The 19,837-nt window shown below is 45.8% G+C and carries 18 protein-coding genes; 11 read left to right on the forward strand and 7 right to left on the reverse strand.

What is annotated here, in order from left to right; translation table 11 throughout:
- Positions 1-32 precede the first annotated feature (32 nt).
- The 3 genes from ACYQ0C_RS15150 to ACYQ0C_RS15160 are packed head-to-tail and all read right to left on the reverse strand — an operon-like array spanning position 33 to position 5,446.
- On the reverse strand, positions 33-1,325 hold the full coding sequence (locus ACYQ0C_RS15150; protein ID WP_025018691.1) for a TolC family protein: 1,293 nt from the start codon (positions 1,323-1,325) through the stop codon (positions 33-35).
- Positions 1,325-4,372, reverse strand: a complete 3,048-nt coding sequence (locus ACYQ0C_RS15155) for an efflux RND transporter permease subunit (RefSeq protein WP_016275752.1) — start codon at positions 4,370-4,372, stop codon at positions 1,325-1,327. The genes ACYQ0C_RS15150 and ACYQ0C_RS15155 overlap by 1 nt, the downstream gene beginning before the upstream one ends.
- An 18-nt stretch (positions 4,373-4,390) precedes the next feature.
- Positions 4,391-5,446, reverse strand: a complete 1,056-nt coding sequence (locus tag ACYQ0C_RS15160) for an efflux RND transporter periplasmic adaptor subunit (RefSeq protein ID WP_025076582.1) — start codon at positions 5,444-5,446, stop codon at positions 4,391-4,393.
- A gap of 164 nt (positions 5,447-5,610) precedes the next feature.
- Between ACYQ0C_RS15160 and ACYQ0C_RS15165 the strand changes: the two genes are divergently transcribed.
- The gene (locus ACYQ0C_RS15165) at positions 5,611-6,456 is read left to right on the forward strand and encodes a helix-turn-helix domain-containing protein (RefSeq protein ID WP_025018689.1); all 846 of its coding nucleotides are present in this window, start codon (positions 5,611-5,613) and stop codon (positions 6,454-6,456) included.
- Positions 6,457-6,595: 139 nt separating this feature from the next.
- Here ACYQ0C_RS15165 and ACYQ0C_RS15170 read toward each other — a convergent pair whose 3' ends face one another.
- The 4 genes from ACYQ0C_RS15170 to ACYQ0C_RS15185 form a co-directional block, all read right to left on the reverse strand.
- Positions 6,596-9,046, reverse strand: coding sequence for a S9 family peptidase (locus ACYQ0C_RS15170; protein ID WP_016275749.1), 2,451 nt, complete (start codon positions 9,044-9,046; stop codon positions 6,596-6,598).
- An 88-nt stretch (positions 9,047-9,134) separates the two neighbouring features.
- A complete protein-coding gene (locus ACYQ0C_RS15175; RefSeq protein WP_016275748.1) occupies positions 9,135-9,533 on the reverse strand; it encodes a DUF4891 domain-containing protein in 399 nt (132 codons plus the stop codon).
- Positions 9,534-9,545: 12 nt separating this feature from the next.
- A complete protein-coding gene (locus ACYQ0C_RS15180; RefSeq protein WP_025076583.1) occupies positions 9,546-10,112 on the reverse strand; it encodes an HdeD family acid-resistance protein in 567 nt (188 codons plus the stop codon).
- Positions 10,113-10,359: 247 nt separating this feature from the next.
- Positions 10,360-10,494, reverse strand: a complete 135-nt coding sequence (locus tag ACYQ0C_RS15185) for a hypothetical protein (protein ID WP_257205086.1) — start codon at positions 10,492-10,494, stop codon at positions 10,360-10,362.
- 94 nt (positions 10,495-10,588) lie between these two features.
- On the opposite strand from ACYQ0C_RS15185, the gene ACYQ0C_RS15190 reads away from it, so the two are divergent.
- The 10 genes from ACYQ0C_RS15190 to phoB all read left to right on the forward strand — a co-directional run bounded on the left by ACYQ0C_RS15190 (position 10,589) and on the right by phoB (position 19,824).
- On the forward strand, positions 10,589-10,849 hold the full coding sequence (locus ACYQ0C_RS15190; RefSeq protein WP_016275745.1) for a YtxH domain-containing protein: 261 nt from the start codon (positions 10,589-10,591) through the stop codon (positions 10,847-10,849).
- A gap of 257 nt (positions 10,850-11,106) precedes the next feature.
- Complete coding sequence (gene trpB / locus ACYQ0C_RS15195) at positions 11,107-12,306, forward strand: tryptophan synthase subunit beta (RefSeq protein WP_016275744.1); 1,200 nt, start codon at positions 11,107-11,109, stop codon at positions 12,304-12,306.
- A gap of 60 nt (positions 12,307-12,366) precedes the next feature.
- The gene (locus tag ACYQ0C_RS15200) at positions 12,367-13,767 is read left to right on the forward strand and encodes an anthranilate synthase component I family protein (protein WP_025076584.1); all 1,401 of its coding nucleotides are present in this window, start codon (positions 12,367-12,369) and stop codon (positions 13,765-13,767) included.
- 12 nt (positions 13,768-13,779) lie between these two features.
- The gene (locus ACYQ0C_RS15205) at positions 13,780-14,370 is read left to right on the forward strand and encodes an anthranilate synthase component II (protein WP_016275742.1); all 591 of its coding nucleotides are present in this window, start codon (positions 13,780-13,782) and stop codon (positions 14,368-14,370) included.
- A gap of 21 nt (positions 14,371-14,391) precedes the next feature.
- Complete coding sequence (trpD, locus tag ACYQ0C_RS15210) at positions 14,392-15,387, forward strand: anthranilate phosphoribosyltransferase (RefSeq protein ID WP_016275741.1); 996 nt, start codon at positions 14,392-14,394, stop codon at positions 15,385-15,387.
- A 38-nt stretch (positions 15,388-15,425) separates the two neighbouring features.
- Positions 15,426-16,214, forward strand: coding sequence for an indole-3-glycerol phosphate synthase TrpC (trpC, locus tag ACYQ0C_RS15215; protein WP_016275740.1), 789 nt, complete (start codon positions 15,426-15,428; stop codon positions 16,212-16,214).
- Positions 16,215-16,226: 12 nt separating this feature from the next.
- Positions 16,227-16,844, forward strand: a complete 618-nt coding sequence (locus tag ACYQ0C_RS15220; RefSeq protein ID WP_016275739.1) for a phosphoribosylanthranilate isomerase — start codon at positions 16,227-16,229, stop codon at positions 16,842-16,844.
- Positions 16,841-17,617 carry a tryptophan synthase subunit alpha gene (trpA, locus tag ACYQ0C_RS15225; RefSeq protein ID WP_016275738.1) on the forward strand — a complete coding sequence of 259 codons (777 nt, stop codon included), beginning with the start codon at positions 16,841-16,843 and terminating at the stop codon, positions 17,615-17,617. The genes ACYQ0C_RS15220 and trpA overlap by 4 nt, the downstream gene beginning before the upstream one ends.
- Before the next feature lie 278 nt (positions 17,618-17,895).
- The gene (locus tag ACYQ0C_RS15230; RefSeq protein WP_016275737.1) at positions 17,896-18,939 is read left to right on the forward strand and encodes an asparaginase; all 1,044 of its coding nucleotides are present in this window, start codon (positions 17,896-17,898) and stop codon (positions 18,937-18,939) included.
- Positions 18,940-19,134: 195 nt separating this feature from the next.
- The gene (gene phoB, locus ACYQ0C_RS15235; protein ID WP_016275736.1) at positions 19,135-19,824 is read left to right on the forward strand and encodes a two-component system response regulator PhoB; all 690 of its coding nucleotides are present in this window, start codon (positions 19,135-19,137) and stop codon (positions 19,822-19,824) included.
- Positions 19,825-19,837: the final 13 nt, after the last annotated feature.

The raw sequence follows: 19,837 nt of genomic DNA on the forward strand, positions 1-19,837 counted from the left end.
TTTTATATGATAAGAATCTGGTCTGAATTTATCTATTTCTGTCCTAAATACCTTATACCGGTCGCTTTTCTGTAATCAGCCAACGCAATCTTCTGCTCGTAATACGATTGGATCAGGTTTGTATATGCCTGTATCCATGTCAGCTGTGCAGAAAGCACATCCAAAATAGTCAACTTACCTTCCGTATAACTAAAAGTATTCAGATCCAAATTCTCTTCTGCCAATTTGCAGTTCTCCTCGGCAATGCTGATCTGACGGGTATTCTCTGTCAGAGCCGTCCATGCCTTCGCCACTTCTTTGCTTATCTGGTCTTGCTTATCTTGCAATGCATACTGCTTGCCCAATAAAACAGCCTTCTGTGCAGCCGTCGATTTAAAGCGGGCTCCCCAATGGAAAATCGGCAATTTAATAGAGGCATACACATTACTATTAAACATAGTTTCGCCCGAAATGTTCAGCATCTGTGTTCCCCATGTCTCTTTAAAGCCGATAGAAAGAGAAGGATTGTACTTGGCGGCAGCCAGACTCACCTGTCTTTTCTGATAGTCCACATCCAATTGTGAGATAGCATAGTCGGGACGCACATTCAAGGCTGTTTCCGCTCCTATAAAGGCAGGCATGGGCAATACGGTAGAAATAGAATCCGTCAAATCCATTTCGGCCAGCGGTTCCAGCCCCATCAGTACATTCATATTCTGCAAAGCAACCTGATAAGACTGATAGCTGCCGGAACGTTGCAGTTCGGCCTCCTTCAGACGGGTCTGCATCTGAATGAGATCCGTCTTACTGATGTAGCCGTCATCGTACTTGTCTTGCAGCACTTTGGTCAACTGCTCAATAATCCGCACATACTGACACATCGTTTCATACATTTCTTTTTGTGCGGCTGTTCCCCAATAGCTGGCTTCAGCGGCATAGATAATATTATCCGTTGTCAAATCCACCGACTTATCCGCCATCCGGGTCTGTATTTGTGAAGCCTTGTAATTGTGATAGATACTTCCACCGGCATAAACAGGTTGTGACACTCCTACTTCGGCACTGTATGAATCGTGCTCCATAGGAACAGCCATCCCCCCGAAATCCATCTCGTACTTGTTGATACGATACTGGTAACTTCCCGTTGCGTCAACTGCCGGAAAGAAAGCGGTTTTTGCCGCTTTCATGGCCTTCTGCATGGCAGTACGTTGCGCCACGCTTTGTTTTAAGGTTTGGCTATAGTCCAGTACCTTTTGTTCAAAGGTAGAATAATCCACGACAGTCTGAGCCGAAAGCGTACCGGTCATGCAAGCCATACCTATAATATAGATCATCTTAGTTTTCATTATCTGTCTGCTCTGATTTTAAAGAAAATACAATAAGTTACCGGAAGAACAAAAATGGTCAGTACCGTCGATACGAACAAACCACCCATAATGGTAGCCGCCATACCTGCGAACATGGCATCGCCCAGCAAGGGAAGCATACCCAGAATGGTAGTCCCCGAAGCCATGGTCACCGGAACAATACGTGTCTTGGTAGCCTCGACCACAGCAGACACCGCACCCTTTCCATCCTTCAGCTGAAGTCCGATCTCATCGACCAGCACAATGGCATTCTTGATATTCATACCGATCAATCCCAACAGACCGAGAATGGCAAAGAAATCCAATGACTTGCCAAACAAGAGCAAGCCCCATACCACACCGATAAACACCAGCGGCAACATCAGCATAATCAATACCGGCTTACGGTAGTTGCTGGGGAAAAGGAACAGCAGAACCACATAAATCAACAGGAAGGTCAGCGGAATATTCTTCGCCAATGCAGCGTTACTTACATCCTGTGTTTCCTGCTCGCCGAAATATTTCATTTTATATCCTTCGGGCAACTGCATCTGCTCTTGTACGGCAGTCAGCACCTGTTTGAACGCAGCCATCGTATTGGCTCCACGTTTCGGCTCACATTGCATCATCATGCAACGCTCGCGGTTGAAGCGACGGACTACATTATAATCATATCCCAAAGAGAAATTATCAATCACCTGCTCCACCTTCACGGAGTTTCCTTTCGTGCTGAATACAGGCACACTCTTCACGTCATTCAAGTTCATTGTCTCCACATCCTCGTCTTTCAACAAAATAGGCAAGGAGACATCTCCCTCACGGTATTCACCCAAAGGCAGGCCATTGGTGGCCGTACGGAATGAATTGGCAACCTGCTGACGGGTAATTCCCAAACGCAAACCTTTCTGTTGAGAGAACATCGGCTTCCATACGGGAACCTTATCTCCCCAGTTGGAACGGATATCCGTCACCATATCACACTGGCGGACTATCTCTTTCGCCCTTTCAACCAATGCTGTCAGCGTATCGGGATTCTCGCCGATAAAACCGATCTCAATAGCAGCCTCAGGCACCGGAGACAATGCAAAAAGTGCCGAACGGGTAATGATATTGGGGAAGTTCTGAGTCATGTGCTCATAGAACTGCTGTTCCACTTCGGCCGCATCTTCAGGATTTTTGGTTTCCACCATTACATTGGCATAATTGGACTTCGGTCCGAAAGAGGAGCTTGCCAGATAGTAACGCAACGGAGTACCGCCCAATGTCACCGAGTATGATTTAACTTTCTCATGATTCTTCAAGTAGTCCTCCACTTTCATCACATCCTGATCTACCGCATGAATACTGAATCCCTCAGGGAATACCAGATCGGCACGGAAATAAGGCTTGTTCATTTTCGGGAAGAAACTCTGAGGCATAACAGCCATAATGACCAAAGAAAGCACCAAAGTCACAAAGACAGTGGTCAATGTCACAAAACGGCGCTTGATAAGCAACGTCAGGAACTTCTCGAACTTATGATAGAGTTTAGTATCATAGGGATCTTTCATGGCACCGCCGGGAGCCGCTTCTTTCAAAATGAAATTACCGAAAGTAGTAGTCTGACACAAAGCCAGAATCCAGCTCAAGCCTAATGAAACCGCCAATACAATAAACAATGGTTTTACAATCTCGGCCACGGATGCCGGAGCCAGATACAAGGGCAGGAACGAACAGATGGCTATGAAAGTCGCACCCAGCAACGCCCACTGCGGCTTGAGGGCACCGTCTATCAATGACTGATAACGTGACTTTCCGCGCTTGATGCCTATCTGCGCATTATCTGTCACCACAATGGCATTATCCACCAGCATACCCATGGCGATAATAAATGCCGCCAATGAAGTACGGTTCAGTCCTACCCCCCACATCAACATAATAAGCAAGGTACCACCTACCGAGAAAAGCAACGAACTGCCGATCAGCATACCGGCACGCGACCCCATCACCACAAAGATAATCAGGATGACAATAACCAATGACTCTATCAAGTTCAGAATAAAGCCATTATTCGCCTCATCGGCAATCTTGTCCTCAGGATAAAGCGAGGTCAGCTCAATGCCGATAGGCAACAATTGCTCTATTTCCGCCAACTTCTCATCCACCGCTTCACCCACGGCTACCACATTATCCTTTGCTCCACTGGCTACACCTATACCGATGGCACGTTTTCCATTGACACGCATCAAGGTTGAAGGCGGATCATAGTATCCACGCTCCACCGTTGCAATATCCCCCAAACGTACTTCCCGTCCGTCCTTACTGATAATCAACTGGTTCTCTATATCTTCCAGACTGGTATAGGTTCCTTCCGTACGCAAGCGCAACTGATAAATTTCGGTCGCTATATCTCCCGTATTCACCTGTATATTCTGCTTCTGCAAGATGCCCATGATCGAAGTGGGATCAATCCCCAGCGCCGAAAGCTTGGAGGTAGATAGCTTGACATTGATCACTTCGGTCTGTTCCCCGTATAACATCACTTTCTGCACCCCCTCAATCGGAGTCAACTGGGTACGTATGCGTTGCGCCCAGTCACGCAAATCGGTATATGAGAACCCGGCATCGGCTGTCAAGGCATAATAAATGCCATACACATCCCCAAAGTCATCATTCACCGTAATGGTAGACGCCCCGCTGGGCAACTTGGGTTGTATATTCGCCACCTTGCGACGTAACTCGTCCCATTTCACCGGCATATAGTCCGGATCAATCGTAGGCTGAAGTTCGATAGAAATCTTGGACAGTCCGAAATAAGATTCCGATTTAATCTGATATACATCCGTCATGGACTGGATTTCGCGCTCAATCGGTTCTGTAATCAGCTTCTCCACTTCGTGCGGATTCGCTCCCTGATACTGGGTAACCAATACCGCGGTCTTTATCACGAAAGGCGCATCTTCTTTCTTAGGCAGCTTAAAGAAGGAGATAATTCCGCCTATCAGCAAAACAGCCAAAAAGAAATAGATAACCTTCCGGTTCTCCAAAGAATATTTTGGAATATTCATGATCTGCTCTCTCCTTTTTTATTCAGTTAATATTTTTACTTGCTGACCATCCACCAGATAAGAAGCTCCGGCAGAGACCACCTGTTCACCCGCTTTCACGTCTCCGGTAACAATCAAGTCATTACGTCCTACAATAGTACCCTCGTCGTTGACTTTGCGTTGTTCCACTTTCTGCGTGGAGGGATTATAAACGAACACTTTCTTACTGTTCAACGTATTGTCAAACACCACAGCCGACAAAGGCACCGTAATTCCTTCTTTCACCACCTCGTTCTCAATATTGACAATGACCCGGCATGAGAACCCTACGGATACCTGATATTTTTTCAAATCAAATTCAGGATCATCAATGTAGAGGAACACTGGTACTCCGGCACCATCGGGAGAAGCCTCTACATATTCCTTGACCTTTGCCTGAAACAATTTTCCCTTATAAGCATCAAATTCCACATAAATAGTCGCTGGAGAAGTGACGTATGAAATATTCGTTTCAGGGATGGTGAACTCCACTTGCAGTTTAGCGGGATTGATCAGACAGACCACCCCTTGTCCGGGCTGTACACGCTGATAGTTTTCAACGTATTTTTTTTGTATGAAGCCATCAAACGGAGCACGCAGCTTGGTATCATTCAATGTGTTTTGCGCATTTTCGAATGCCGACTTGGCATTGGTGTACGAAGCCTGGGTGGTTTCAAACTCTTGCATGGAAATGGCGTTCTTAGCCAACAGCTTCTCCGCGCGCTGCATCTGTGATGCCGCTTTTTGGAATGAGGCCCTCTTGGCATCATAATCCAGTTTGTAGTCAGTCGGATCTATTTCGGCCACCACCTGCCCTTTCTTCACCCGTTGTCCTTCGAGTACGTTCATTGCTACCAGCGGACCGGACATTTTAAATGCCAAGTCACTGAACTGATCAGGCGACACAACACCTGAATACGATTTTTCGATCCTGCTTAACGAGGTCACTTCCGCCAGTTTCACGGGACGGGGACCACGTTCTTGCGCAGGTTGCTGTCCACAAGAACAGAACACTGCTACAATCATTGCCATAATAGACAAATTTTTACCTTTCATACTGTTAATCTTCACTATTAGTTTTCGCTGCAAAGTTCTTATAATTATTAGAGGCGTACAAGTGCCAGCAGTAAGATATATTAGTCTATTTTTAAGCATTTTCTTTGTTATCTGCTTTAACTGCCCTATATTTGTGGTGCATAATCAAAATTTTCTTTATTTTTATGAAGTACGTAGATGACATTAACCTATTTAAACCCAACAAGGATTTCGTAGCAGAAATTGACATGACAGGTTCGTTAGGGCGTATTTACCATTATCCGCAACGAATGAACGGCTGCCTGTTCCTTCTGTGCCTGCGAGGTGAATGTGACATAACGATTCATCTGTCCGAATACAAGATACAAAAGAACGACATCGTCACCATTCTGCCCGAAACCTTTGTGCATGTTCACCGGCAAAGTCCCGACTGCCGTTTGTACATGGTAGGATTCAACAAAGAATTGCTGAACGGAATAAACTTCTTCAATTCCACCATGAATTATCTTTCAGCATTGATTGACACGCCCATTATCCCTCTGCGTCCCGAAATAACGGAGTTGTTTCAAGACTACTTTATGTTACTGATAAAAATGAAGCGTATAGGGAGCAAGCCCAATAAAGACTTGATCAGTACCATTTTTCTTTCCATATTACACGGTGTAGGCAGCATCCATCAAAACACCAGTGTAGCCACACGTACTTTCAATCGTGGAGAAGAAATTGTAAAACGCCTGGTCCAATACATCATCAAACATTATACCAAGGAACGGAGTGTGGCTTTTTATGCCGATCTGCTTCATATATCCCCCCAGCATCTCAGCACTACTGTTAACAAGGTTACGGGGAAGACCGTTACAGACATCATCGCCAAACTGGTGATAACGGACGCCGAAGCCAAACTGAAATCCACCGACCTTACCATTCAGGAAATAGCCTATTCACTTAATTTCCCGGACATCTCTTTCTTTGGAAAATATTTTAAAAGATATACTGGCATGTCACCGAAACAGTATCGGGAAAACGGATAGTGAAAACAGGCTCGTCACACGTTAGTACGTGTAGACTTATACATTAGTACGTGTGAGCTTACACATACTAATGTATAAGTCTACACGTACTGACGTATAAAAGCATACATCCGGAGACACCTTATTCCTCTATAAAAAGCTATAAGTTTTTCGGTTTATAAATGGCGTCCCACCAAGTCGCATCATCCTGCAACCACTTGGCAAACCAGGCAAAAATCGTGTTCTGCCACTGGATTCTCTTGCCATAATCCACTATATGATGATCTTGTCCCGTTACCGCCACAAAAGCCGTTTCGCGTCCCAGCAACTTCAGTGCCGTAAACATCTGGATACTCTCTCCCACCGGCACATTCACATCCGCATCACCATGCAGGAACAGCAAAGGCGTATGTATCTTGTCCGCATTGAACAACGGACTTTGTTTTACAAAAAGATCAGGATTGCTCCACGGATAACTGTTCGCCATGGAAACTTCACTATACGAATATCCCCAATATCCTTCCCCCCAGTAACTGGTATGGTCACTGATGCCGGCATGAGAGATGGCCGCTGCAAAAATATCGGTCCGCGTTTGCAAGTATTGTGTCATGAAACCGCCATAGGACGCACCTATACAACCTATTTTCCGGTCATTGACAAAAGCATGCTCTTTACAAAACTGCTTGGTACCTTCTATGATATCCTGTGCCACCCCTTCCCCGGCTGTATTGACGTGGCGGGCGGAGAATTCCTGTCCGAAACCGGTGGCACCGCTAGGTTCTATCACATACACCACATAGCCCAATGCCGCGTATGCATGATGCGGATAACGGCTTTCGAAATTACGGCTGACCGGACTGCATCCACCATAATAATTCACTATCATAGGATATTTCCGGTTGGCGTCAAAATGAGGCGGCAGGTAATAACGGCCATAAATGGTGTCACCACGCGAATTGGTAAAACTCCAAGCCTTGCATTCGCCCAGCTCCACATCTTTCAAGAGGTCCTTACTTAAATCTTCCAACAAAGAGGATTTCATCTTTTTGGTATTCAGGGTGTACAAACGGTCGGAATTTGAGGCGCTCTGTCCATAATAGGCCATAACCGGAGCATTTTGCGCCAATGAGAATGAATTGACCAAATCCTCTGAAACCTCCAGTTGCTGAATCTTCCCGTCGGCGGGATTCATCCGGTACAAACTGTAACAGTCACGGTTCTCGGCCGTGAAATAGACTTGCCCGTCGGCCTTATTCCACACGGCACGCTGTACGCTGGGATTAAAATCTTTCGTCAGCGGAGTGACTCTCTTATCAGCTATATCCAGCAAATAAAGCTGACCGTCCGTCATACTCGGAGTCTGCCCTTCCTTCACATTTTTCCCTATTCCACCCAGTGATTCAGGCGAGCCGGATACCAACACCTGCGTTCCGTCAGGTGAAAAACGGGCTCCACTGATAAAACCATCTTTATCTATCAGCAGTTCCGCCTGCAAAGTCTGCATATCCAACCGATATAGTGAGAACAAAGTGGTAGGACGCTTGGTCAGACGGCTCCGGCTGGTCATCATCAAGAGATACCGGCCGTCATTGGAAATATCGGCAGCCCAGACATTGTGATAACCGAAAGTCAATGGCTGCAACAAACCGGTCTTCAAATCATATTTAGCCAGATAAGAACGGTTGCGCCATCCCGGCTGGCGGTCATCCGGTTCCAGGACTTCATAAATCTCTTTACGTTCTTTCGGTCCTTCCTGGGTCATGGTGAAAAGCAGGTAGTCTTCCGTAGGTGCGAACTGGAAATACCCGTCAGGCAATTTATTCACCAGCACGGTCTCTGCTCCGGTAAGCGGATCTACAACGATCAGCTGCCTGCCGTCCACCCCTGTACGGGTATAATAATAACGGTTAGAACGAGGCATCCATTGCATGTTTTCAGTACGCTCCGCCAAGACCTTACCGCTGGCAAGTTCAGTAACACGCGTACTGCCGGCCGACCGGCCACCTACACAAGTCGTACGATAATTGGTAATCAGATATCTGCCGTCAGGGGAAAGTCCTACTCCGGCAAAACGAGTTCCATGCAACACATCCGCCAAAGTATATAGCTTTTTGTTATCCTGCTTAAGTGAAATGCTTCCTTCTTGATCCGTATCCACACTCACTTTCAAGGAGTCTGTTTTCCCTGCTTCAGAAAGATATTTAATGACTACAGCATGGGTGGCCGGCTCCAAAGCCAACTCAGTCCCTTCCTGTTTTTTCCCATCTACATAAAGTTGGTATTTTTTCAGCCCGTCAATCTTCAACTTGGCCGTGGCATAACGAGTATTCTCCAACACAAAACCCACCATGTGCAAGGCATATCCCGAATCACTACCCGGCAAAAGCCCGCCTGTAACTAAAGTTCCCTGTTGCAATACGTCCACAGAAAGAGGAGTATCCAACAGACGTCCGGATACAAAAGTCTTTGAATTCACATCCACGCTGTCCACCTGGAAAGGGGCCTGTACAACGTAGGGTCCGGCATAACGGAAAGTAGTAATGTCAATCGTTTCAGCACCTGCCATCACAGTCCAGGCAAGGGCACAGGACAATAAGATTTGTTTCTTCATATTTCTAACAATTTGTGTTACACAAAGATAGTGAATATAAAAGAAACAAAAACCTTTTTTTACGAATTTCAATACTTCCTACCACATATTATTTCACCTCTCCCGGCAGATAGCGCAACTGCAAATACTGTTCTCCCGGTTTCAGATATCCCCCTTCGAACATTTCTTTCCTGATCCGGTAAACTTCCACCCTTTTCAATAAGTAATTTTCTACCTTCATCGGCTGCTTTTTACACCAGGAAAGCACTTTCAGACTTCCATCGGCATGAACATCCGCATAGACTTTTACCGTTCTTATCGGAGTCCCGTCCGCTATCTTACGCCCTCTTTTATAATCCACCCACAAAATAGCTTTCGCTTTTTCCCCCTCACATGCCCCGGCGTACTCATCCGTTCCGGATGCGGTGGAAGGTGAAGAAGTTCCCTTGCAACCTGCCACCACACATAAGATCAAAAAGAATAAAAAATAGCACCCTCGTGTTTTCATATCAATATCGGATTAGTCTTTTATCTCTTCTATAGGAGTAATATCCACTATTTCGGGCATATCCGTTTCTTTCTTCTGACGGAAGCGGATGATGTTTATCAAATCGGACAGTCCGTACACAATGCTGCTCACTCCCAGAATGATAAACGGAACAGTAGCCGCCGTAAACGGATTAAACAATACTACAATCCCTGCAATCAGCACCAGCACAGGTATCACAAAAAAGCCTCCCGGTACCACCGTCCAACTACGCGCAGCAGACAAATTCACAATCTGACTGATTCCCGCCAGTACCAAGACTGCACCCAGCACATACATCAGGATGCCGACAAAAAATGCCGGCATAATCATCAGCCATAATCCAAACAAAAGGCTGCCAAGTCCGGCAATAGGAAAACTACTGCCATCCTGCTTGCCGCGAATCAAATACCCGAATACAGAAAAGAGTCCCGGTACCAGAAACAGCACACCGATTGTGATAACCAGATAAAGGATGGCAGCCTCAGGCCATGCCACCAGCAACACACCGATGACCAATGCACAGATACATCTGATTATAGAATAATTCATTGTTTTCATATTCAATCATGTCTAATTGGTTAATGAAGCGAATATACTGATTATTTCTGAGAAGACAGATGCAAAACGGATATTAATTTTCCAGACAGAAGAACAAAAGAACAAAGCCAGAACAGATTTTCCTGTCATAAACTCAGAACTACATTCTATTGTTCTATAGACTTTAGCAAACAGAATGTTCCACCGACTATCCCAATCTGTTCTTTCGTACTCATGTCTGAAGATCATCCTTTTGTCTTATGGTAAATCACTCTATCTGTTCTGTCTCAGGCAGATTTTGTACATTCTCATCCTCATCAATCAAAATAGCCCAAAAGAGCCACCATAACAGCAATCCTGCCAACAACACGGCACCTATTCTTATCCAAAGTTTACGTTTCATACGCTTCATTTTAATGATTTATTAACTGATGTATTAAAAACCATTCCGTCCCCCGGAATGTTCATTTATAAAACCAATTTAAAGTTATAAGATCATGAATAATGGAAAATTCTTTGCCGGACTGGCACTAGGAGCGTTGGTCGGCAGTGCATTAACTTGTTTCGCACACAGTAACAGAGGCCGCAAATTGAGAAGAGACGTGTATGATGCCATTCAAGACTTACAGGAAGATGCCAAAGATCTGGCTCACCAAGCAAAACATAAAGCAGAACAAGTTAGCAGTGAAGTAGCCGGAAAAGTAGGTGAGAAAGTAGAAGAGGTGAAAGGGAGAATGCACGAAGCAGCCAATAAATAGAAAAAAAAGTAATTTTTTCTTTGGAGTTTAAAACAAAACGCTTATTTTTGCCCCAAAATAAAAACAGATTTTATGAACAGAATCATGGTAAATACATATTGGTGGCGTTTCTTACAACTCAACAAGTCGTAAGGGAACCAGACCATGTATATATACCTGACATTCTAAAAGGATATTCAAATTGAAGGCCTGTCGTACTTACGACAGGCCTTTTTTCGTTAGTGCAATGAACAATCAAAATTAAATATAGAACGACAATGAAAACTTATCAGGTAAACAAAGAAGGTTATTATGGCGAATTTGGCGGGGCATATATTCCCGAAATCCTCCACCGCTGTGTGGAAGAATTGAAAAATGCCTATTCCAAGGTATTGGAAAGTGAAGAATTCAAAAAAGAATTCCACCAGTTACTACGCGACTATGTGGGACGCCCTTCACCGCTTTATCCGGCAAACCGGCTAAGCGAGAAATACGGCTGTAAAATCTACCTGAAACGTGAAGATTTGAACCACACCGGAGCACACAAAATCAACAATGCCATCGGCCAAGTGCTACTGGCAAAACGTATGGGGAAAAAACGCATCATTGCAGAAACCGGAGCAGGACAGCATGGTGTGGCCACCGCCACGGTATGCGCTTTGATGAACATGCAATGCATTGTTTACATGGGCAAGACCGATGTAGAACGCCAGCATGTCAATGTAGAAAAGATGAAAATGCTGGGAGCCGAAGTCCGCCCGGTCACTTCCGGCAACATGACATTGAAAGATGCTACAAACGAAGCCATCCGCGACTGGTGTTGCCACCCTGCCGATACTTACTATGTCATCGGCTCTACCGTAGGACCTCATCCCTATCCTGATATGGTGGCACGTCTGCAATCCGTTATCAGCGAAGAAATCAAAAAGCAGCTGAAAGAACAGGAAGGAAGGGAATATCCCGATTACTTGATGGCTTGTGTAGGCGGAGGAAGCAATGCGGCAGGAACCATTTATCACTATATAGATGACGAACGTGTGCAGATTGTCCTGGCCGAAGCAGGAGGCAAAGGCATAGATACCGGTTTTTCGGCCGCTACCATCCAACTGGGGAAAATGGGAATTATCCACGGAGCAAAGACCTTGGTTATCCAGAATGAGGACGGACAAATAGAGGAACCCTACTCCATCTCTGCCGGTCTGGATTATCCGGGCATAGGTCCCATGCATGCCAATCTGGCCAAACAGCAACGCGCTTTGGTACTCGCCATAAACGATGATGAAGCCATCCGTGCCGCATTTGAACTGACCCGACTGGAAGGTATTATTCCGGCATTGGAGTCGGCTCATGCATTGGGAGCACTGGACAAAATGAGATTCAAACCAACGGATATAGTGGTTCTCACCGTATCAGGACGCGGAGATAAGGATATTGAGACCTACTTGAAAGAATCCGGCACAAGGACCTCCTTGCAATAACACATAGAAACCCACGAGAGCAAAAATCCGATACGGACAACTATAAACAGAAAAGAAACAATGAAAACTTTTACTTATACCACCCGATACAAAACCATACTGGGTGATCTGCATACACCGGTCAGTACCTATCTGAAAGTACGCGACATTTTCCCACAGAGTGCACTGATGGAAAGTTCCGACTATCATGGAAGTGAGAACAACCGTTCTTTTATCGGACTGAATCCGGTAGCCAGCATCGGAATCAACCATGGCACAGCTACTGCCACCTACCCTGACGGCAGCATGGAAGAACATCCCATCACCGAACATTTCCGGGCAGACCATGCGATCTCCGATTTTCTGAATCATTTCAAAGTAAGCGGAGAATACAACAACTACTGCGGACTGTATGGTTATACCACGTTCAATGCCGTACGCTACTTCGAACATATCAATGTAAAAGATAGCCGTGATCCTAAGAACGATGCTCCGGATATGTTGTATATCTTATATAAATACCTGATTGTCTTCAATGACTTCCGCAATGAAATGCTATTACTGGAAATGTTGCAGGACGGTGAGGACAGCCATCTGGATTATGTGGAGAAAGCGATCCACAACCGTAACTATACCACTTACGACTTCCGTGCCGTAGGCGAAACCACCAGCACCCTGACCGATGAAGAGCATAAGGCGAACATCCGCAAAGGCATTGCCCACTGTATGCGCGGCGATGTTTTCCAAATCGTCCTTTCACGCCGTTTTATCCAACGTTACGAAGGAGATGATTTCAAACTTTACCGGGCTTTACGCAGCATCAACCCGTCCCCCTATTTATTTTACTTTGATTTCGGAGGCTTCCGTATTTTCGGTTCCTCGCCCGAGACCCACTGTAAAATAGAAAACGGACGTGCCACCATCGACCCTATCGCCGGAACCACCCGTCGCAACGGAGACAAGAAAATAGATGCTGAACTCACCGCCAACCTATTGGCTGATCCCAAAGAAAATGCGGAACATGTAATGCTGGTAGATCTGGCACGCAATGACTTGAGCCGCAACTGTCACGATGTACAAGTAGAATTTTACAAAGAAGCTCAATATTACAGCCACGTCATTCACCAGGTAAGCCGGGTCAGTGGCGAACTGAATCCCCAAGCCAATCCCATCAAAGCATTTATTGATACTTTCCCGGCCGGAACCCTGAGTGGCGCTCCGAAAGTAAAAGCCATGCAGCTGATCAGCGAATACGAACCTCACAGCCGTGGAGCCTACGGAGGCTGCATCGGATTTATCGGGCTGAACGGCACATTGAACCAAGCTATCACCATCCGTACATTCGTCAGCCGCAACAACGAACTATGGTTTCAAGCCGGTGGCGGCATCGTAGCCAAGAGTAATGAAGAATACGAATTGCAAGAAGTAAACAACAAACTGGGAGCACTTAAAAAAGCGATCATCCTGGCAGAACAAATGTAAAAACGAATCATCATGAAAATAGTAATTATAGACAACTACGACTCATTTACCTACAACTTGAGTCATCTGGTAAAAGAACTGGGAGCCGAAGTAACCGTATTGCGCAACGATGCTTTCCAACTGGACGAATTGGAAAAATTCGATAAAATCATTCTTTCACCCGGTCCCGGCATTCCATCGGAAGCAGGCCTGCTGCTCGAAGTAATTAAAAGATATGCCGGCAAGAAACCGATTCTGGGTGTATGCTTGGGAGAACAGGCCATAGGAGAAGCTTTTGGCGGCAAGCTGACCAATCTGAGCGAAGTATTTCATGGCGTACAGACCCCCATCTCAATTAAAAAGAATCAATCAAAAGACCAAGGAGAGAAAACCGATTACATTTTCAACGGACTGCCGGATGAAGTGCCGGTAGGACGTTATCACTCATGGGTGGTAGATACGGACGGCTTCCCCGACTGCCTTGAAATAACCGCAGTAAGCCGAGAAGGTCTCGTCATGGCATTGAAACATAAAGAATACGATATCCACGGCATCCAGTTCCATCCCGAATCCGTACTGACTCCCGATGGTAAAACCATGATAGCCAATTTTCTAAACGCATAACCCCAACCGTACATAATAAATATGAAAGCTATATTATCCCGCCTCTTCAATCACGAGGAGCTGACCCGGGAAGAAGCAAAAGATTTGCTGCTCAACATAACCCGGGGAATGTATAACGACGCACAGATAGCCGCCCTGCTGACTGTTTTCCAAATGCGCGGCATCAAAGTAGAAGAATTGATAGGTTTCCGTGAAGCATTGCTCACCACCCGCATACCTATAGACTTTTCCGCTTACAGCCCCATTGATATTGTAGGTACAGGCGGTGATGGAAAAAACACCTTCAACATCTCCACTTGCGCCTGCTTCATTGTAGCGGGAGCCGGATATCATGTTGCCAAACACGGCAACTATGGCGCGACTTCCGTCAGCGGAGCCAGCAATGTCATCGAACAACACGGCGTAAAATTCACGAACAATCCGGATAAGCTGACCCGTTCTATGGAGGAATGTGGGATGGTCTATATGCATGCCCAATTGTTCAATCCTGCCATGAAAAGTGTAGGTCCTGTCCGCAAAGCCTTGCAAGTACGTACCATATTCAACCTGCTGGGTCCGCTGGTTAATCCATGTCTTCCGGCTTACCAGCTTCTAGGAGTCGCCGATCTGCCACAAATGCGCCTTTACACCAACGTATTCCAGAAACTGGGCATTGGCTTCGCCGTAGTAAACAACCTGGACGGCTACGACGAAATCTCACTGACCGATGAATTCAAGGTGATGACCAATCGCTACGAAACCATCTACAAGCCATCCGAACTAGGTTTCTCTCTCGCCAGACAAGAAGAGCTTTATGGTGGGAACACTCCCGAAGAAGCGTCGAAAATCTTCAATAACGTACTGGAGAACAAAGCCACCAAAGCCCAGACAGACTGTGTGCTGATTAACGCTTCTTTTGCCATACAAGCCATGGAACCGGCCAAACCGATAGAAGAATGCGTGGCCATCGCCCGTGAATCATTGGAAAGCGGAAAAGCATTGAATACATTGAAAAAATTTGTGGAACTGAACAGTTGATTACACACCCGGTATTCCACCACCAAACGCCTCATACAATGACAGATATATTAACAGAAATCATCGCCTGCAAGCAGATCGAGATCGAACTGCAAAAGGCTGCCATCAGCAAAGAAATGCTGATAAACAATTGTAACGAGCCCATGCCACGTATCAGTATGCGTGCCAGTCTTACCTCTTCTCCTTACGGCATCATCTCCGAGTTCAAACGTCGCTCTCCCTCCAAAGGATGGATAAAAGAAGACGCACAGGCAGATACCATTCCTCCCGCTTACGAAGCGGCCGGAGCCTCCGCACTTTCCATCCTCACCGATGAAAAATACTTCGGCGGCAGCCTGAAAGATATCCGTTCGGCACGCCCCCACGTGCAACTTCCCATTCTAAGGAAAGATTTCATTATAGATGAATACCAACTTTATCAGGCACGCATCGTAGGAGCGGCGGCTATCCTTCTGATAGCCGCCGCTTTGAAGAAAGAACAATGCAAAGCCCTGGCCCTCAAAGCCCATGAACTGGAACTGGAAGTCCTGCTGGAAATCCACAACGAGCAAGAACTGGAATATATAGACGAAAACATTGACATGGTAGGAGTCAACAATCGTAATCTGGGCACCTTCCACACAGAGGTGGAAAACTCTTTCCGCCTGGCGGAAAAACTACCCGAAGAAATGCTCCGGATCTCTGAAAGCGGCATCTCCAGCCCCGAAACAGTCAAGCAACTCCGGGCTGCCGGCTTCCGAGGATTCCTGATAGGGGAAAACTTTATGAAAACACCCGCACCGGGAGAAGCTTTAAAAGAATTTATAACCCAACTGGAAAAATGTTAGGATGCAACAACAATGATTATCAAGGTATGCGGTATGCGCGAGCCCGAAAACATACGCGCCATAGAACAAGCCGGAGCAGACTGGATGGGATTCATCTTCTTCCCCCAGTCTGCACGCCACGTATCACATCGTCCGGAATACCTGCCGGAACAATGCCGCCGGATCGGAGTCTTTGTCAACGAAAGCAGCGAAAACATCCTGCAGAAAGCACAGGAATTCGGTCTGCACCATATCCAGTTGCATGGCAGGGAGACACCGGAACAATGCCGCAAATTAAAAGCCGCCGGACTGGGAGTCATTAAAGTTTTTTCCATAGCACAGGAAAGCGACCTGCAACCCGCCGGTTGTTATGAGGGCGTTTGCGATTACTTTCTTTTCGATACTGCCTGCTCCGGATATGGCGGTTCCGGCAAAACCTTCAACTGGAATATCCTGCAAGCCTATCAGGGAAAGACACCTTTCCTGCTGAGTGGCGGTCTCCGTCCCGGCAGTCTTTCCCCTCTGTTGCAATTCAAGCATGAACAATGGGCAGGCATCGACCTGAACAGCGGGTTCGAGACCGCTCCGGCTCTGAAAGATGCCGCCGCCGTCCACACATTTATAAACCAATTAAAACAAAAAATACAATGAACAGAATCAACCAATTATTCAGTACCCAGCAAAAAGACATCCTCTCCATTTATTTTTGCGCTGGCTTTCCTACTTTAGAAGGTACGGCAAGCACCATCAAAGCCCTGGAAAAAAAAGGGATTAACATGATTGAAATCGGCATTCCTTTCAGTGACCCGATGGCTGACGGTCCCGTTATCCAGCACGCCGCCACCCGCGCCTTGAAAAACGGCATGACACTGAAACTTCTTTTCGACCAACTGAAAGATATCCGTAAAGAAGTACAGATTCCGCTGGTGCTGATGGGATATCTCAATCCCATCATGCAATATGGATTCAAGGATTTCTGCCGTACCTGCCGGGAGACGGGAATCGACGGAGTGATTATCCCTGACTTGCCTTTCAAAGATTATATGGAGGAATATCGTTCCATTGCCGAGGAACAGGATGTAAGAATCATCATGCTCATCACTCCGGAAACCAGTGAAGAACGTATCCGCTTGATTGACGAACACACCGACGGTTTTATCTATATGGTATCTTCCGCCGCTATCACCGGTGCCCAAAAAGATTTCAACGCACAAAAACAAGCTTATTTCCAACGCATCGCCGACATGAATTTACGCAATCCCCGTATGATAGGTTTCGGAATTTCCAATAAACAAACCTTCGATACTGCATCCGCTCATGCCGCAGGAGCCATCATCGGCAGTAAATTCGTGACCTTGCTGGACGAGGAGGACGGAAATGCGGAAAAAGCGGCGGACAGGCTGCTGGAAGCCTTGAAAAACTAACCTTCCGCAGCCCGGAAACGTCCCCTTCTTCAAGAATTCACCTGAAAGATCAGGGCGATACAAGCGAAAGATATAGTACCTTACAGCCATAAGATACTATATCTTACCACTGCAAGATATATAATCTTATACCTGATCTTTCTACTTCTTCCATTCACAGCATCCGGCAGAGGCAGTCATCACCCATAATGAAAAACATTTTGTTATTTCCCTCTCTTATTTTTGTCACATTTACACATAATTACTATCTTTGTGCCAAAATTAAACAAGAGAAACGCATGATACAGAGTGAATATCCTTCCGTTTTGCTAATATATACAGGCGGTACGATCGGTATGATTGAAAATCCTGAGACAGGTGCACTAGAAGCCTTTAATTTCGACCAGTTGCAAGACAATGTCCCCGAATTAAAGCGATTCAACTATCGTATCTCCTCTTACCAGTTCAATCCCCCCATTGACTCTTCGGATATGGAACCTGCCTTATGGGCCAAGTTAGTCAAGATCATCAAATACAATTATGATAATTTTGACGGATTTGTCATTCTGCACGGTACAGACACGATGGCATACACCGCTTCAGCACTCAGCTTCATGTTGGAAAACCTGAGCAAGCCGGTTATTCTGACAGGCAGCCAGCTGCCCATCGGCATGTTGCGCACCGATGGAAAGGAAAATCTGATCACTTCCATAGAAATAGCCGCTGCCAAACATCCGGACGGCACTGCTATTGTACCCGAAGTATGCATCTTCTTCGAAAATCATTTGTTGCGCGGAAACCGTACCACAAAAATCAATGCGGAGAATTTCAATGCGTTCCGTTCATACAATTTCCCTTCGCTGGCGACAGCGGGTATCCACATAAAATATGAATATGACCGTATTCATAAAGCCGACCCCAACCTGCCATTAAAGCCACATTATCTTTATGACACCAATGTAATTATACTGACCCTTTTTCCGGGCATCCAGGAAAACATGATCAGCAATATCCTACATACACCAGGATTACGCGCAGTAGTATTAAAGACCTACGGTTCGGGTAATGCTCCGCAAAAGCCGTGGTTCATCGAACTTCTAAGGGATGCCACCTCGCGGGGAATCATCATTGTCAACATTTCCCAATGCTCTACCGGAACTGTGGAAATGGGAAGGTATGAAACCGGACTCCATCTGCTGGACGCAGGGGTCATCAGCGGCTATGACAGTACGGTGGAATCCGTTCTTACCAAACTGATGTTCCTGTTGGGACACGGAAAGAGTGAAAGAGAAATACGTTACCAAATGAGTATTCCGGTAGCCGGAGAGTTTACGAAATCATAATAAATCGCATTCACTATCATCGGGAGCATGATGGCAGAATCACTGAAAATGATGAAATCTGCGATGAAAACTCAAGGATTTCACCACATGTAACCTTTTTGTAATATTTGTTTCATCAAATAGAAATAAAAATGCCCCATCTTTGCAATGCTGATCAGAAAAAGATTAGTTTTGTAATATTAAAAAGATGGATATATGAACGATTACCGCATTTTAGTAGTTGACGATGAAGAGGATCTCTGCGAGATTCTTAAATTCAATTTAGAAAACGAAGGGTATTTTGTGGACACAGCAAACTCCGCCGAAGAAGCCCTGAAGATGGAACTGACCCGATACGACTTGTTGTTGCTGGATGTGATGATGGGAGAAATATCAGGATTCAAAATGGCGAACATGCTGAAAAAGAATAAAGCCACCGCTTCTATTCCCATCATATTCATCACCGCTAAAGATACTGAAAACGATACCGTGACAGGATTCAACCTAGGAGCCGACGACTATATCTCGAAGCCCTTTTCACTACGTGAGGTAATAGCACGTGTCAAGGCTGTCCTCCGACGCACAAGCTCCACACTGGGGAAAGAAGCGCAGGAACAATTGCAGTACAAAGGACTCCTGATAGACATCACCAAAAAGAAAGTCAGCATAAACGGCATAGAAATCTCACTGACAAAGAAGGAATTCGAAATTCTGTTGCTGTTGTTGCAAAACAAAGGCCGCGTATTCTCACGCGAGGACATCCTGGCTAAAGTATGGCAGGAGGAAGTCTATGTGCTGGACCGTACCATTGATGTCAACATCACCCGCCTACGCAAGAAAATAGGCGAATACGGAAAATATATCGTCACCCGTCTGGGGTACGGATACTGTTTTGAATGCGAATAACCTAACCTGTACT

Source organism: Phocaeicola sartorii JCM 17136 = DSM 21941 (genome assembly GCF_054653615.1).

What these genes read in the sequence shown, in the direction of transcription:
- trpA (WP_016275738.1), top strand. Translation starts at nt 16,841, where the DNA reads ATGAACAGAATCAACCAATTATTCAGTACCCAGCAAAAAGACATCCTC.
- ACYQ0C_RS15170 (WP_016275749.1), bottom strand. Translation starts at nt 9,046, where the DNA reads ATGAAGAAACAAATCTTATTGTCCTGTGCCCTTGCCTGGACTGTGATG.
- ACYQ0C_RS15165 (WP_025018689.1), top strand. Translation starts at nt 5,611, where the DNA reads ATGAAGTACGTAGATGACATTAACCTATTTAAACCCAACAAGGATTTC.
- ACYQ0C_RS15230 (WP_016275737.1), top strand. Translation starts at nt 17,896, where the DNA reads ATGATACAGAGTGAATATCCTTCCGTTTTGCTAATATATACAGGCGGT.
- trpC (WP_016275740.1), top strand. Translation starts at nt 15,426, where the DNA reads ATGACAGATATATTAACAGAAATCATCGCCTGCAAGCAGATCGAGATC.
- ACYQ0C_RS15220 (WP_016275739.1), top strand. Translation starts at nt 16,227, where the DNA reads ATGATTATCAAGGTATGCGGTATGCGCGAGCCCGAAAACATACGCGCC.
- phoB (WP_016275736.1), top strand. Translation starts at nt 19,135, where the DNA reads ATGAACGATTACCGCATTTTAGTAGTTGACGATGAAGAGGATCTCTGC.
- ACYQ0C_RS15185 (WP_257205086.1), bottom strand. Translation starts at nt 10,494, where the DNA reads ATGAAACGTAAACTTTGGATAAGAATAGGTGCCGTGTTGTTGGCAGGA.
- ACYQ0C_RS15155 (WP_016275752.1), bottom strand. Translation starts at nt 4,372, where the DNA reads ATGAATATTCCAAAATATTCTTTGGAGAACCGGAAGGTTATCTATTTC.
- trpB (WP_016275744.1), top strand. Translation starts at nt 11,107, where the DNA reads ATGAAAACTTATCAGGTAAACAAAGAAGGTTATTATGGCGAATTTGGC.
- ACYQ0C_RS15175 (WP_016275748.1), bottom strand. Translation starts at nt 9,533, where the DNA reads ATGAAAACACGAGGGTGCTATTTTTTATTCTTTTTGATCTTATGTGTG.
- ACYQ0C_RS15150 (WP_025018691.1), bottom strand. Translation starts at nt 1,325, where the DNA reads ATGAAAACTAAGATGATCTATATTATAGGTATGGCTTGCATGACCGGT.
- ACYQ0C_RS15205 (WP_016275742.1), top strand. Translation starts at nt 13,780, where the DNA reads ATGAAAATAGTAATTATAGACAACTACGACTCATTTACCTACAACTTG.
- ACYQ0C_RS15180 (WP_025076583.1), bottom strand. Translation starts at nt 10,112, where the DNA reads ATGAAAACAATGAATTATTCTATAATCAGATGTATCTGTGCATTGGTC.
- trpD (WP_016275741.1), top strand. Translation starts at nt 14,392, where the DNA reads ATGAAAGCTATATTATCCCGCCTCTTCAATCACGAGGAGCTGACCCGG.
- ACYQ0C_RS15160 (WP_025076582.1), bottom strand. Translation starts at nt 5,446, where the DNA reads ATGAAAGGTAAAAATTTGTCTATTATGGCAATGATTGTAGCAGTGTTC.
- ACYQ0C_RS15200 (WP_025076584.1), top strand. Translation starts at nt 12,367, where the DNA reads ATGAAAACTTTTACTTATACCACCCGATACAAAACCATACTGGGTGAT.
- ACYQ0C_RS15190 (WP_016275745.1), top strand. Translation starts at nt 10,589, where the DNA reads ATGAATAATGGAAAATTCTTTGCCGGACTGGCACTAGGAGCGTTGGTC.